We start from the raw sequence: 14457 nt of genomic DNA, 5'->3' as shown, positions 1-14457 counted from the left end.
TTCCTCCATGCGGCGCGGCTGGAATGGATGAAACCTACACTTCGCGGCCGCTTTCCGGCCACCTAGTGTCAATGCTCGACACCCGCCGCGGCGAGAACGCGCGAAGGAGGGCCCAGTGGCCGTCGACTACACAGTGATCGTCATCTACCTGGCCGGCATGCTGGCCATGGGCTGGTGGGGCATGCGCCGCGCCAAGTCCAAGAGCGAGTTCCTCGTCGCCGGGCGGCGGCTCGGTCCCGCCATGTACTCCGGGACCATGGCCGCCATCGTCCTCGGCGGTGCCTCCACCATCGGCGGCGTGGGACTGGGCTACCAGTACGGGCTGTCCGGCGCCTGGATGGTCTTCACCATCGGCCTCGGACTCCTCGCCCTCTCCGTCTTCTTCTCCGCGCGCATCGCCCGCCTCAAGGTCTACACCGTCTCCGAGATGCTCGACCTGCGCTACGGCGGCCGGGCCGGCGTCATCTCCGGCGTGGTCATGTGGGCGTACACCCTCATGCTCGCGGTCACCTCGACCATCGCGTACGCCACGATCTTCGACGTCCTCTTCGACGTGAACCGGACCGTCGCGATCGTCCTCGGCGGCTCGATCGTCGTCGCCTACTCCACGCTCGGCGGCATGTGGTCGATCACCCTCACCGACATGGTGCAGTTCGTGGTGAAGACCATCGGCGTGCTGCTCCTGCTGCTGCCCATCGCCGTCGTCAAGGCCGGTGGCTTCAGCGAGATGAAGGCCGAGCTGCCCACCGAGTACTTCGACCCGCTGGGCATCGGCGGCGAGACGATCTTCACCTATGTGCTGATCTACACCTTCGGCATGCTCATCGGGCAGGACATCTGGCAGCGCGTCTTCACCGCCCGCAGCGACAGGACGGCCAAGTGGGGCGGCACGGTCGCGGGCACCTACTGTCTCGTGTACGCCCTCGCCGGCGCCGTCATCGGTACCGCGGCCAAGGTGCTCTACCCGAACCTGGCGAGTGCGGACGACGCCTTCGCGACCATCGTCAAGGACGAACTCCCGGTCGGTGTACGGGGGCTGGTGCTCGCCGCAGCGCTCGCGGCCGTCATGTCGACGTCCTCCGGCGCGCTGATCGCCTGCGCGACCGTGGCCAACAACGACATCTGGTCCCGACTGCGGGGCGCGATCCGGCCCGCCGACGAGGAGCACGACGAGGTCAGGGGCAACCGCGCCTTCATCCTGATCATGGGCATCGCCGTCATCGGTACGGCCATCGCGATCGACAATGTCGTCGAGGCGCTGACGGTGGCGTACAACCTGCTCGTCGGCGGTCTCCTCGTCCCCATCCTCGGCGGACTGCTGTGGCGGCGCGGCACGGTGTACGGCGCCCTCGCCTCCGTCGTCGTCGGCGGACTGGCCGTGATCGGGCTGATGGCGGGCTACGGCATCCTCGCCAACGAGCCCATCTACTACGGCCTGCTGTCCTCCCTCGCCGTGTACGTGGTCGTCTCCCTGGCCACCCCCGCGACCGACGAGGCCGTCCTCGCCGCCTGGCGCGAGCGGCTCGCGGGGCGGACGTCCGAACTCGGGAACGAGCCGGTTCCGGCGCACCAGTAGAGTCGTACAAGAAGTAGTGAAGTAGCACAAAACCCTCAATACCTCAGTACCCTCCGTGCGCGAGGAAGCGCAGGAAAGAAGGCAGTACCCCATGAGCAGCAACGAGACGCCCCGTGGCCCCGTCGACTCCTCCCGCATCCCGCGGTACGCCGGACCCGCGACCTTCGCCCGGCTGCCCCGCCTCGACGAGGTCGGCCGCGCCGATGTCGCCGTCGTGGGCGTGCCGTTCGACTCGGGTGTCTCCTACCGGCCGGGCGCCCGCTTCGGCGGCAACGCGATCCGTGAGGCGTCCCGGCTGCTGCGCCCCTACAACCCGGCGCAGGACGCGTCCCCCTTCGCGCTGGCGCAGGTGGCGGACGGCGGCGACATCGCGGTGAACCCGTTCGACATCCACGAGGCCGTGGAGACGATCGAGGCCGCCGCCGACGACCTTCTCGGCACCGGCGCGCGGCTCATGACCCTGGGCGGCGACCACACGATCGCGCTGCCGTTGTTGAGGTCGGTGGCGAAGAAGCACGGTCCGGTGGCGCTGCTGCACTTCGACGCGCACCTCGACACCTGGGACACCTACTTCGGCGCCGAGTACACACACGGGACGCCGTTCCGCCGGGCGGTGGAGGAGGGGATCCTCGACACCGAGGCCCTCTCCCACGTCGGCACCCGCGGTCCGCTGTACGGCAAGCAGGACCTCACCGACGACGAGAAGCTCGGCTTCGGCATCGTGACGTCCGCGGATGTCATGAGGCGCGGGGTGGACGAGATCGCCGATCAGCTGCGCCGGCGCATCGGCGACCGTCCCCTCTACATCTCCATCGACATCGACTGCCTGGACCCGGCCCACGCGCCCGGCACCGGCACGCCCGAGGCCGGCGGCATGACCTCCCGCGAGCTCCTGGAGATCCTGCGCGGACTCGCGTCCTGCAACCTGGTCTCGGCGGACGTCGTCGAGGTGGCCCCCGCGTACGATCACGCGGAGATCACGTCGGTGGCCGCGTCCCACACGGCGTACGAACTGACCACGATCATGTCCCGGCAGATCGCGGCGGCCCGGAAGGACTCGGAAGCGAAGTGACTCACGACCACGACCTGGTGCTCCGCCCGACGGAGGCGCAGACTTCCGCTGCTCTCAACCCTCCTCCCGGCCGCAACGGCGGAGACCTGGTCGTGGAGACACTCGCCGCGCTCGGCACGACGACCGTGTTCGGACTGCCCGGCCAGCACGCGCTCGGCATGTTCGACGCGCTACGGCGCTCCGACCTGAGGTACATCGGTCTGCGGGTGGAGAACAACGCCGGGTTCGCGGCGGACGCGTACGGCCGGATCACCGGTGAGGCGGCACCGCTGCTGCTGTCGACGGGTCCGGGGGCGCTGACATCCCTGGCCGCGCTCCAGGAGGCGGCGGCCGCCTCCGCGCCCGTGCTGGCGATCAGCAGCCAGATCCCCTCCGCGGGGCTGGGCGGAGGCCGCCACGGCTACCTCCACGAACTCCCCGACCAGTCCGCCTCGTTCCGGGGTGTGGTGAAGTCGGTCCACACCGTGCGCACCCAGTCCCAGATCCCCTCCGCGATCGAGGCGGCCTGGAAGTCGGCGCTGACCGCCCCGCACGGCCCGGTGTGGGTGGAGATCCCGCAGGACGTGCTGCTCGCCGAGACGTCGATCCCGGTGGTGACGGGCGGCGACGCCTTCCCCGGGGAGCTGCCGCCGCGCCCCGAACTGACGGCTGTGGCGGCCGACCTGCTGTCCCGCGCCGAGCGCCCGGCGATCATCGCGGGCGGGGGAGTCGTACGGGCGGACGCGTCGGGCAAGCTGAAGCAGCTGGCCGAGCTGTTGCAGGCGCCCGTGGTCACCACTCCGGGCGGCAAGGGCGCGTTCCCGTGGAAGCACCCGCTGTCGCTCCAGTCCTGGATCGAGGACCGGCACACGACCGACTTCCTCGAGGACGCGGACGTCCTCCTGGTCGTCGGCTCCGGGCTCGGTGAACTCTCCTCGAACTACCACACGTTCAAGCCGCGCGGCCGGGTCGTCCAGATCGAGGCGGACCTCGGCAAGCTGGAGTCCAACCACCCGGCGCTGGGCATCCACGCGGATGCGCGCCTGGCGTTGCAGGCGTTGCTGGAGACGGTGTCGGTGAGGGAGGACTTCAAGGCCCCGGAGCGGGTGCGCGAGGTGCTCGCGAAGGTCGCCGAGCGGATCGGGTCCCAGGAACTCACCCTGGAGCAGGACGTGTTGGCCGCCGTCCGCAGGGCGCTGCCCGCCGACTCCCCGTCCTTCTGGGACATGACCATCCTCGCGTACTGGGCCTGGTCGGCCTTCGACGCCAAGGGTCCCAACCACATGCACTCCGCCCAGGGCGCCGGCGGTCTCGGCTACGGCTTCCCGGCGGCGCTGGGCGGGGCGGTCGCGGACCCGACACGGCCGGTCCTGGCGGTGTCCGGCGACGGAGGGGCGCTGTACTCGATCGCCGAGCTGGCGACGGCACGGCAGTACGACCTGAACGTGACGTGGCTGATCGTCGACGACGGCGGCTACGGCATCCTGCGCGAGTACATGACCGACGCGTTCGGCGAGGCGACGGGGACCGAACTGACGCGGCCTGACTATGTGGCGCTGGCCGAGTCGTTCGGCGTGCCGGGGGTGCGGACCACGCCGGAGACGCTGGCGGCGGACCTGGCGAAGGCGCTGGGGGAGCCCGGCCCTTCGGTGGTCGTGCTTCCGGCGGTGCTGCGGATGTTCGCGGCGACGCACCTGGAGAGCTGACGTGCCGGGAGAGCCATCGCGCTGGGAGAGCTGACGCGCCGGGGAGTTGACGTACCACCGCCGCCCCCGCGACCGCCTGGCAGACCAGGTGGGCCACAGGGGCGGCGCCCCGTACCGCGGGTGTGGGGCCCCGGCGGTACGGGCGTACGGTCCGGCGACCGCGCTGCTACCAGATCGCCTCGACCCACTCCGGGTGGTCGATGAACGGGTTGCGGTTGTGCTGGTACGTGTCGTAGATGACCTGGTTGCGCCGCTCCTCGAAGGCGCTCGGCGGGTCCGCCTCGTTCCACGCCTTGAGGACGGCCAGCTTGCCCATGTAGGGGTTGGAGCCGTTGCCGACCTTCTCGTTGGGCTCCAGGTCGGCGAAGCCGTCGTCACCCTCGTAGCGCACGGCCATGTAGAGGATCATGCGGGCCACGTCGCCTCGGTCCGCGGCGCGCGGCGCGAAGGAGTCGGAGTCGACGGTGCTGCCGCCGCCGTTGGTGACGGTGCTGCCGCCGTTGTCGAAGTCCAGGTTGCCGCGGGTGCTGTTGATCGTCACGTCGCAGGCGCGCAGGTGGTGCAGGTCCGTGCCGGGGCCGGTGACCTCGCCGAAGTCGCCGTGGGACTTGGCCCAGGTGTGCTCGCGGTTCCAGTCGCCGACGTCACCGCCGTTGAGGGACTTGCTGCGCGAGGCACCGCTGTACAGCAGGAGGACGTTGCTGGTGTTGTTCGGGTCCTGGTCGGCGAGCTTGAGCGCGTTCCAGACCGCGGAGTACGAGATCTTCGACTGGCTGCTGATGATCGTGTGCAGCGAGGACTTGAGGCTCGTCCCGGTCTTGCCGATCGCGTTCTTGTAGTACGTCGCGTCGTACGCCGTCGTGGTGGCTGCCGCCGGGGACGAGGCCACCACGGGAGCGGTGAAGCCGACGAGTACGGCTGAGACGGTGAGCGCCAGGGATTTCCAGCGGCGCGTGCGTATGGGGTTCACGGGCATCGGGGGCTGTCCGTTCTACGCGTGTTGATTGGAGCGGGCAATCGGGAGCGTGACATGGACATGCGTTCCTGTAAATGGCCTGTAGATGTCGATCACGTGACTGGAAACGGCATATCGCCCCTCATCTACGCGAGTTGACATACCAAAACGACCCCCGTCCTTTCGGTCGGGGGTCGTTGAGGGGCCGGGACGTCAGCCGACGTCAGACGCGTCCAGGCGGTAGACGGTCGCGGTGTTCGACGAGTTCGACGAGTCGGACGAATCCGAAGAGCTGGACGAACCGGACGTGCCCGACGTCGAATTCGAGCTGTATTCGCTCTCCTTCACCGCCGTGCCGTTCTTCTGCACCCACTCGGTGACCTCGGTGCTGAGGCTGGAACCCCCGCCGGGGCCGCCGCCCATGCCGCCGCTGCCGAGCTGGATGTAGTGCAGCTTGCCCGCCTTCACCAGCTCCTTCAGCCTGGCCAGGGTCATCGCCTGGTCGGAGCCGGACCAGCCCCACATCGAGATGACCGGCTCACCGCTGCTCATGATGAGCTGCGCGGCACTCTGCGAACTGGACACCGCCAGCAGCCAGGTCGCGCCGTCCTGGTGCTTCTTCAGGTACGAGACGAGCTCGCTGCTCGCGCCGCCGCCCATACCGCCGCCGCCCATGCCGCCACCACCGCCGGTCATGCCGCCGGGGCCGCTCTGGCCGTTCTGGCCGTTCTGGGTATCGCCCGAAGTGCCGTTCTCGCCGGTGCCGCCGGGGGGCGTACCCCCGCCCGCCTGGCCGCCGCTCGGGAGCTCGCCGTTGCCGCCGCCGGGAGCCTCGCCGTTCTGGCCGCCGCCCGGGAAGCCGCCCTCGGCCTGACCGCCGGCCTGGCTGTTCTGGCCGCCCTGCTGGGTGCCGCCTGGACCACCGCCGGTGCCGCCGCCGGGCATACCGCCCCGGCCGCCACCGCCCCCGCCGAAGCCGCCGCTGCCCGTGGAGGGCCCGGCCGTCGGGTTCGTACCGCCCATGCCGCCGCCCGAACCGGACGGCACCGACCAGGCGTACGAGGCCGGACCGGCCACCGAGGCGACGACCGCCGCGGCGAGGGAAGCCGCCAGCAGACGTGCCTTGCTGCCGTTGCCGCCGGACCGGAAGACCAGCAGGCCCACGATCGCCAGCGCCATGACGGCGAGGACCGTCGGCCACAGCCAGGTGTTCCAGCCGGAGGCGCGGCGCAGCAGCACCGCCGCCCAGATCGCCGTGACCGCGAGGCCGAGCGGCAGCACCCACGCCCACCGCTTGTCGGCGCGGAAGGCGCGCAGCAGCATCACACCGCCGCCTCCGCACAGGGCCGCGATGCCCGGGGCGAGCGCGGTCGTGTAGTACGGGTGCATGGTGCCCTCGGCCATGGCGAACGTCAGGTAGTGCAGGCCGGTCCAGCCGCCCCACATCACCAGCGCGGCACGGGTCATGTCGGTGCGCGGGGCGCGGCCGCACAGGACCAGGCCGCCGATCAGGGCGATCGCCGCGAAGGGAATCAGCCAGGAGATCTGGCCGCCGAGGACGTCGTTGAAGAGCCGGCCGAGTCCCGCCGTACCGGAGAAGCCTCCTCCACCGCCTCCTCCACCGCCTCCTCCGCCGTTGCCCTCGCCGCCGAAGATCCGGCCCAGGCCGTTGTAGCCCGTGATCAGGTTCCAGGCGGAGCCGTCCGTCGAGCCGCCGATGTAGGGGCGGTCGTCGGCCGGGACCAGGGAGACCGCGGCCGCCCACCAGAAGCTGGATACGGCGAGGACCACGCCCGCGAGCAGGAGGTTGACGATCCGCTTCACCAGCTTCGGCTCGGCGGCGTAGAGATAGAGCGCGAAGACGATCGGCAGCGGGATGTAGCCCTGGAGCATCTTGGTGTTGAAGGCGAGGCCGAAGCAGGCCGCCGAGCCGAGCAGCGGCAGCAGCTTGCCGTCACGCGTGGCGCGCAGCGCGAGGGCCGCGCCCGCCGCCATCAGGAAGACCAGCAGGGTGTCGGGGTTGTTGTCCCGGTTGATGGCGACCGTGATCGGGGTGAGGGCGAGCACCAGCGCGGCGACCGTCGCCGCGACATGGCCCCACACGCGCTTCACGGACGCGTGCACGATCCAGATCGTCCCGAGGGCGGTCAGGATCATCGGCAGCATCATCTGCCAGGTGCCGAAGCCGAAGAGGCGGCACGACAGTCCCATGACCATCAGCGCGAACGGCGGCTTGTCGACGGTGAGGAAGTTGCCCGCGTCCAGCGATCCGAAGAACCACGCCTTCCAGCTCTGCGTACCGCTCAGCACGGCCGCGCTGTAGAAGCTGTTGAGGCTGGATCCGGACAGGTTCCAGGAGTACAGGACCGCCGCCAGGACCAGGATCGCGAGCAGCGCGGGGAGCGACCAGCGCGGTGCCTTGTCCGGGGTCGCCGCGGGTGGGGCCGGCGGTGGCCGGTCGGCGGATACGGCGGTGTCGGTGTGGGGGTGTGGATCGGTGGCAGATGTCACCCGGGCATGGTCCAAACCCCGGGTGAGTGCGCGCTGTGCCGTACCTGGCGCTTGCCTGTGAATTCGCAAAGGAGGAAGTAACGACTGGCACATCCGTTCCCCAACTCGTACAACCTTTCCCTCGAACTCATGAGTCAACAGGGCATGACTCAGGGGATATCCAGACGCGCGAGATGGGTGGCGGGGGGCGCACTCCTCGCCTGCGTCGCCGCCGCCACACCGGCCGCGGCGGCCACGCCGACCGTCAGCTGTACGTCCGCCAAGGCCGGCCTCGCCGACAAGCTGAAGAAGGACATCACTTCGGCGCTCGCCAACCGCAAGGGCACGATCGCGGTGGGCCTCTACGACCGCACCACGAAGACCACCTGTACGCTCCGCTCGTCGACGGCCTACGACTCCGCGAGCGTCGTCAAGGTCACCGTCCTCGCCACCCTGCTGTGGGACGCGCAGAAGACCGGCCGGTCCCTCACCAGCCGGGAGAAGTCCCTCGCCACGGCCATGATCACCAAGTCGGACAACACCGCCACGTCCACCCTGTGGAAGCAGCTCGGCGTGACCAAGGTGAAGGGTTTCCTCGCCAAGGCGGGCATGACCCAGACCAAGCCCGGCGCCAACGGCTACTGGGGTCTGACGCAGATCACCGTCACCGACGAGCAGAAGCTGATGAAGCTGCTCACGGCCAAGAATGCGGTCCTCACCGACGACTCGCGCTGGTACGTCCGCAAGCTGATGGGCGACGTGATCTCCTCCCAGCGCTGGGGCACCCCGTACGGCGCTCCCTCCGACGTCCTCGTGCACGTCAAGAACGGCTGGCTGCAGCGCTCCACGCACGGCTGGCGGGTGCACAGCGTCGGCACCTTCAAGGGCGGCGGCCACGACTACGTGATGACGGTGCTCACGCACGGCAACAGCACCATGAACTACGGCATCACGACCATCCAGGGTGTCGCGAAGGCCATCCACAAGGACCTCGCCGCGTCCTGACGCCTGCCGGACTCCCGCCCTTCACCGGGCGGCCCTACGGTGACGCGCATGCGCATCAGAACCCTCCTCGCGACCGTCACCGCCGGACTGGCGGCGGCCACCTGTCTGTCCGCCGCCGGTCCCGCCAACGCCCAGCCGGGCAACGCCTGTTCGCCGTCCGTCTCCATCGACCGCTTCTCCGACGCGCTCGACAAGGCGACGTACGAGGGCACCTACGTCGGCAACCTCTCGGCACTCGCGCTCGACCGGGACGGCTCCCTCGCCGCGCTCTCGGACCGGTCGGCGCTGTTCGGCCTGGACGCGAGGACCCTCGCGCCGAAGTCGGTGGTCCCGCTCACCGACGAGAACGGCACGGCGCTCGACTCCGAGGGCCTGGTCGTCGACCGTGACGGCACCCGCCTGATCACCTCGGAGACCGAGCCGTCCATACGCCGCTACTCCCGCGACGGCGCGATACTCGACCGCCTCCCGGTGCCGGCCGCGCTTCAGGTGGCCCCCGCCGGGCGGGCCGTCTCCAATGGCACCTTCGAGGGGCTGACCCTGCTGCCGGGCGGGCACACGCTGCTCGCGTCGATGGAGTACGCGCTCTCCGGTGACACCTCCGGCGCGGTGCGCTTCCAGACGTGGCAGCGGGCCAAGGGCGGGTTCGCACTCGCCGCCCAGTACGCCTACCGGCCCGACCCCGGCCTCGGTGTCCCCGAGGTCCAGGCCCTCCCCGACGGCCGGCTCCTCGTCCTGGAGCGCGGCTTCACCTCCGGCGTCGGCAACACGGTCCGCCTCTACCTGGCCGACCCCCGGCACGCCACCGACACGAGCGCTGTCGAGAACCTCACGGGTCAGTCCGGCGTACGCCTGGTCGGGAAGACCCTGCTCGCCGACATCGTGAACTGCCCGACCCTGGGCGCCACCGCCAAGCAGCCCCAGCCCAACCCGCTCCTCGACAACATCGAGGGCATGGTGGTGACGGGCCGGAGCAAGGGGGCCTGGAAGGTACTGCTGGTGAGCGACGACAACCAGAACGCGGTGCAGACGACACGGCTCTACTACCTGAGGGTGCGGACGACTCCCTGACGAGGTTCCGCGTCACCTTCTTCGTGCGGGAGCAGCGGCTCCCGCACGAAGAGCTCAGCTGGGCCGCTCGTACTCGTCGACGGTTCCGTCCCCGTTGTCGTCGAACATGTAGTCGTACTCGTCGCCGTACTCGTCCCGGTAGCGCATGCACGAGCCCTCCGTGCGCAGCACCGGCTCACCGTTGTAGTACCCCAGGTGGAGCGTGACCCGGATGCCGTCGTCGACGGTCGTCGCGATGCCGTTCTCGATCTCCTCGACCGTGCGGCCGTCCTCGCGCCAGGCGGACCTGAGGGAGGCCACCGCCTTCCAGTAGTCCGCATCGCTCGCGAAGTCCAGGTTCCAGGTGTAGATCGGCTCGTCCCGGGCGACGCCCGTCTCGTCGAAGCCGAAGTCGTCCACACAGGACGAGCTGCCCTCCTGGGAGGCCCACGGCTCGCCGGACGGTGCCGGGGACAGCGCGTGGAAGACGTCCTCGCCGGCCCGGGTCGTGGCCCGGACGTGGTCGCGGAACTCGTCGGTGCTGTGGACGGGCCCGCCCTGCATCGTCTCGCACCCCTTGGCGACCAGCCCGAACAGCGCCACAAGGGCGACGGAGAGGGCGGGGACCACGATCTTCGACTTCATGCCGTCGATCAAAGCGGCTTCGGTGGGGCGTACGGCAGCGCTCTGCTACTCAGACGGCCTGAGTAGCAGGGCACCCAGGCCGACCGCCCCCGGGTTTGTTGCGGAGGGATGAAATCCGGTTCTTTTCGCGTTGGTGCCTTCCGAAAGATCAGGACTGCTGACCGACGGAGGGCACCCGCGTGAGCGCGCAACGGGGATGGGCACGACGACTGGCCGGATACGCCTGGCGGTATCCGAAGGACGTCGTCCTCGCCCTCGGCTCCTCGCTCGTCGGCATGGCCGTCATGGCGCTGGTCCCGCTGATCACCAAGGTGATCATCGACGACGTCATCGGCGACCACAGCCGGGACATGGCCCCCTGGGCGGGCCTCCTCATCGGCTCCGCCGTCGTCGTCTACGTCCTCACCTACGTCCGCCGCTACTACGGCGGCCGCCTCGCCCTCGACGTCCAGCACGACCTGCGGACCGAGATGTACGGCACGATCACCCGCCTCGACGGCCGCCGCCAGGACGAGCTGTCCACCGGGCAGGTCGTCGGACGGGCCACCAGCGACCTCCAGCTGATCCAGGGCCTGCTCTTCATGCTCCCGATGACCATCGGGAACTTCGCTCTCTTCCTGGTCTCCCTGGTCGTCATGGCCTGGCTGTCCCTGCCGCTCACCCTGGTCGCCCTCGCCGTGGCCCCCGCGCTCGCCTGGATCGCGAGGCGTTCCCGCAGCAAGCTGCACCCCGCCACCTGGTACGCCCAGGCCCAGGCCGCCGCCGTCGCGGGCGTGGTCGACGGGGCCGTGGGCGGCGTGCGGGTGGTCAAGGGCTTCGGGCAGGAGGAGCAGGAGACCGGGAAGCTCCGGGAGGTCAGCCGCCGGCTCTTCGCGGGGCGGCTGCGCACCATCCGCTTCAACTCCCGCTACACCCCGGCCCTCCAGGCCGTGCCCGCCCTCGGCCAGGTCGCGATGCTCGCCCTCGGCGGCTGGCTGGCCGTGCGCGGACACATCACCCTCGGCACCTTCGTCGCCTTCTCCACCTACCTCGCCCAGCTGGTCGGCCCGGTCCGCATGCTCGCCATGGTCCTCACGGTCGCCCAGCAGGCCCGCGCGGGCACCGAGCGGGTCCTGGAGCTGATCGACACCGAGCCGTCGATGCGGGACGGGAAGAAGGAACTGCCCGCCGACGCGCCCGCGACCGTCGAGTTCGACGACGTGTCCTTCGGATACGAGGACGGCCGCGAGGTCCTCGACGGCCTCAGCTTCGAGATCCGTCCCGGCGAGACCCTCGCTGTCGTCGGCTCCTCCGGCTCCGGGAAGTCGACGGTCTCGCTCCTCCTGCCGCGCTTCTACGACGTCACCCACGGCGCCGTCCTCGTCGGCGGCCACGACGTCCGCGAGCTGAGCCTGGAATCCCTGCGGGCCGCGATAGGGCTGGTCCCCGAGGACTCGTTCCTCTTCTCGGACACGGTCCGCAACAACATCGCGTACGGCCGTCCCGAGGCGACCCAGGAGCAGATCGAGCAGGCCGCGCGCGCCGCCCAGGCGGACCGTTTCATCGCCGAGCTCCCCGAGGGCTACGACACCACGGTCGGCGAGCACGGCCTCACCCTCTCCGGCGGCCAGCGCCAGCGCGTCGCGCTCGCGCGGGCGATCCTCACCGACCCGAGGCTCCTCGTCCTGGACGACGCCACCTCCGCCGTGGACGCCCGGGTCGAGCACGAGATCCACGAGGCGCTGAAGCAGGTCATGGAGGGCCGCACCACCCTCCTCATCGCGCACCGCCGCTCCACCCTGAACCTCGCCGACCGCATCGCCGTCCTCGATGACGGCCGCCTCGCCGACCTCGGCACCCACGAGGAGCTCCAGAAGCGGTCCGCGCTCTACCGGCGCCTCCTCACCGACCCCGACGAGCTCGGCGGCGTCTCGCCCGGTCACGCCCAGCCCGCCGAGCCCTGCGAGGACACCTCCCTGCGGGAGGAGCTGGACGCCGAGTTCGACGCCGAACGCGGCATCACGCCCCGGCTGTGGGCGGGGGAGCGCGGCCCCCGGGACACCGCCCTCGACGGCATGCCCGCCACCCCGGAACTCCTCGCCCAGGTCGAAGCGCTGCCCCCGGCCCAGGACACCCCCGCCATCGACGAGGCCCGCGCGGTCACGCCGGAGGAGTCCTACGGTCTGCGCAGACTGCTGCGCGGCTTCGGACTGCCGCTGCTGATCAGCCTGGGACTGGTCGCCGTGGACGCCGGGATGGGGCTCACGCTTCCGATCCTGATCCGGCACGGCATCGACTCGGGCGTCGGCGAACTCGCCCTCGGCGCGGTGTGGGTGGCGGCGCTGCTCGGTCTGCTCACCGTGGGCGTGCAGTGGGTCGCGCAGGTCGGTGAGACGCGGATGACGGGACGTACCGGTGAGCGGGTCCTGTACTCCCTGCGTCTGAAGATCTTCGCGCAGCTCCAGCGGCTCGGACTCGACTACTACGAGCGGGAGTTGACCGGCCGGATCATGACCCGCATGACCACCGACGTCGACGCGCTCTCGACCTTCCTGCAGACCGGCCTGGTCACGGCGTTCGTCTCGGTCGTCACGTTCTTCGGCATCATGGGCACCCTGCTGGTGCTCGACGTGGAGCTCGCACTGGTCGTGTTCGCGACGCTGCCGCCGCTCATCGTCGCGACGTACTTCTTCCGGCGGGCGAGCGTGAAGGCGTACGAACTGGCCCGGGAGCGGGTGTCGGTGGTCAACGCCGACCTCCAGGAGTCGGTGTCCGGGCTGCGGATCGTGCAGGCCTTCCGGCGTGAGCGGGACGGCGGGGCGCGGTTCGCCGAGCGCAGCGACAGCTACCGGCAGGCGCGTATCCGGGGTCAGTGGCTGATCTCGATCTACTTCCCCTTCGTGCAGCTGCTGGCGTCGGTGGCCGCGGCGGGCGTGCTGGTCGCGGGCGCCGGGCGGATCGACGACGCGACGCTGACGACCGGTGCGCTGGTGGCGTATCTGCTCTACATCGACCTGTTCTTCGCGCCGGTGCAGCAGCTCTCGCAGGTCTTCGACGGCTACCAGCAGGCGACCGTCTCGCTGGGCCGTATCCAGGAGCTGCTCCAGGAGCCGACGTCCACGAAGGCGGCCGACGAACCCCTCGAAGTCCTGTCCCTGCGGGGCGAGATCGCCTTCGAGGACGTGCGGTTCGCCTACGGGTCCTCCGACGGACCCGAAGCGGCCCTCACCGGCATCGAGCTGACCATCCCCGCCGGACAGACCGTCGCCTTCGTCGGTGAGACCGGCGCCGGCAAGTCGACCCTCGTCAAGCTGGTGGCGCGGTTCTACGACCCGACGGGCGGCCGGGTGACGGTCGACGGCTCGGATCTGCGGACGCTGGACCTCACGTCGTACCGCCACCGCCTCGGTGTCGTCCCGCAGGAGGCGTACCTCTTCCAGGGCACCGTGCGGGACGCCATCGCCTACGGCCGGCCGGACGCGACCGACGCCGAGGTGGAGGCGGCGGCCCGTGCGGTGGGCGCCCACGAGATGATCGCCACCCTCGACGGCGGCTACCTCCACGAGGTCGCCGAACGCGGCCGCAACCTCTCCGCGGGCCAGCGCCAGCTGATCGCCCTGGCCCGCGCCGAACTGGTCGACCCCGACATCCTCCTCCTCGACGAGGCCACGGCCGCCCTGGACCTGGCCACCGAGGCCCAGGTCAACCAGGCCACGGACCGTCTCGCGGGCCGCCGCACCACCCTCGTGGTCGCCCACCGTCTGACCACGGCGGCCCGCGCGGACCGGGTCGTGCTGATGGACCACGGCCGGATCGCCGAGGACGGCACGCACGAGGAACTGCTGGCCAGGGGCGGGCGGTACGCGGAGTTGTGGCGGACGTTCGTGGGGGAGGACGCGCCCGTGGTGGCCTGAGCCCCCGGCGGTGGCGCGTGGCCTGAACTCGTGACGGTCGTGCAACCATCCGACATACGTCATGCGTCCGTACACCAGTACGCTCA

The 14457-nt window shown here is 70.4% G+C and carries 9 protein-coding genes; 6 read left to right on the top strand and 3 right to left on the bottom strand.

The window, feature by feature from the left end; all coding sequences use genetic code 11:
• Window positions 1-115 precede the first annotated feature (115 nt).
• From OHU89_RS19365 to OHU89_RS19355, 3 genes are all read left to right on the top strand, one after another.
• Window positions 116-1576 carry a sodium:solute symporter gene (locus tag OHU89_RS19365; protein ID WP_405644531.1) on the top strand — a complete coding sequence of 487 codons (1461 nt, stop codon included), beginning with the start codon at window positions 116-118 and terminating at the stop codon, window positions 1574-1576.
• Window positions 1577-1667: 91 nt separating this feature from the next.
• Window positions 1668-2648 carry an agmatinase gene (gene speB / locus OHU89_RS19360; protein WP_267015814.1) on the top strand — a complete coding sequence of 327 codons (981 nt, stop codon included), beginning with the start codon at window positions 1668-1670 and terminating at the stop codon, window positions 2646-2648.
• Window positions 2645-4333, top strand: a complete 1689-nt coding sequence (locus tag OHU89_RS19355; RefSeq protein ID WP_405644529.1) for a thiamine pyrophosphate-binding protein — start codon at window positions 2645-2647, stop codon at window positions 4331-4333. The genes speB and OHU89_RS19355 overlap by 4 nt, the downstream gene beginning before the upstream one ends.
• Window positions 4334-4499: 166 nt before the next feature.
• Here the strand turns inward: OHU89_RS19355 and OHU89_RS19350 are convergent, their stop codons facing one another.
• On the bottom strand, window positions 4500-5309 hold the full coding sequence (locus tag OHU89_RS19350; RefSeq protein WP_405644527.1) for an endonuclease I family protein: 810 nt from the start codon (window positions 5307-5309) through the stop codon (window positions 4500-4502).
• A gap of 192 nt (window positions 5310-5501) precedes the next feature.
• Window positions 5502-7799, bottom strand: a complete 2298-nt coding sequence (locus OHU89_RS19345) for an ArnT family glycosyltransferase (protein ID WP_405644526.1) — start codon at window positions 7797-7799, stop codon at window positions 5502-5504.
• Between the two features lie 144 nt (window positions 7800-7943).
• On the opposite strand from OHU89_RS19345, the gene OHU89_RS19340 reads away from it, so the two are divergent.
• Window positions 7944-8783 (top strand): serine hydrolase, encoded by an 840-nt coding sequence (locus OHU89_RS19340; RefSeq protein WP_405644524.1) that lies wholly within the window; start codon window positions 7944-7946, stop codon window positions 8781-8783.
• A 48-nt stretch (window positions 8784-8831) separates the two neighbouring features.
• The gene (locus tag OHU89_RS19335) at window positions 8832-9854 is read left to right on the top strand and encodes an esterase-like activity of phytase family protein (protein WP_405644522.1); all 1023 of its coding nucleotides are present in this window, start codon (window positions 8832-8834) and stop codon (window positions 9852-9854) included.
• 54 nt (window positions 9855-9908) lie between these two features.
• Here the strand turns inward: OHU89_RS19335 and OHU89_RS19330 are convergent, their stop codons facing one another.
• Complete coding sequence (locus OHU89_RS19330; protein ID WP_405644520.1) at window positions 9909-10478, bottom strand: hypothetical protein; 570 nt, start codon at window positions 10476-10478, stop codon at window positions 9909-9911.
• Between the two features lie 179 nt (window positions 10479-10657).
• Between OHU89_RS19330 and OHU89_RS19325 the strand changes: the two genes are divergently transcribed.
• Window positions 10658-14371 (top strand): ABC transporter ATP-binding protein, encoded by a 3714-nt coding sequence (locus OHU89_RS19325; protein ID WP_405644518.1) that lies wholly within the window; start codon window positions 10658-10660, stop codon window positions 14369-14371.
• The last annotated feature ends 86 nt before the right edge of the window (window positions 14372-14457 follow it).

The organism is Streptomyces sp. NBC_00019, from assembly GCF_045041015.1.
Lineage (GTDB): Bacteria > Actinomycetota > Actinomycetes > Streptomycetales > Streptomycetaceae > Streptomyces.
Note: the sequence above shows the minus strand (reverse complement) of the source record. Positions and strands in the feature narration are given on the sequence as shown.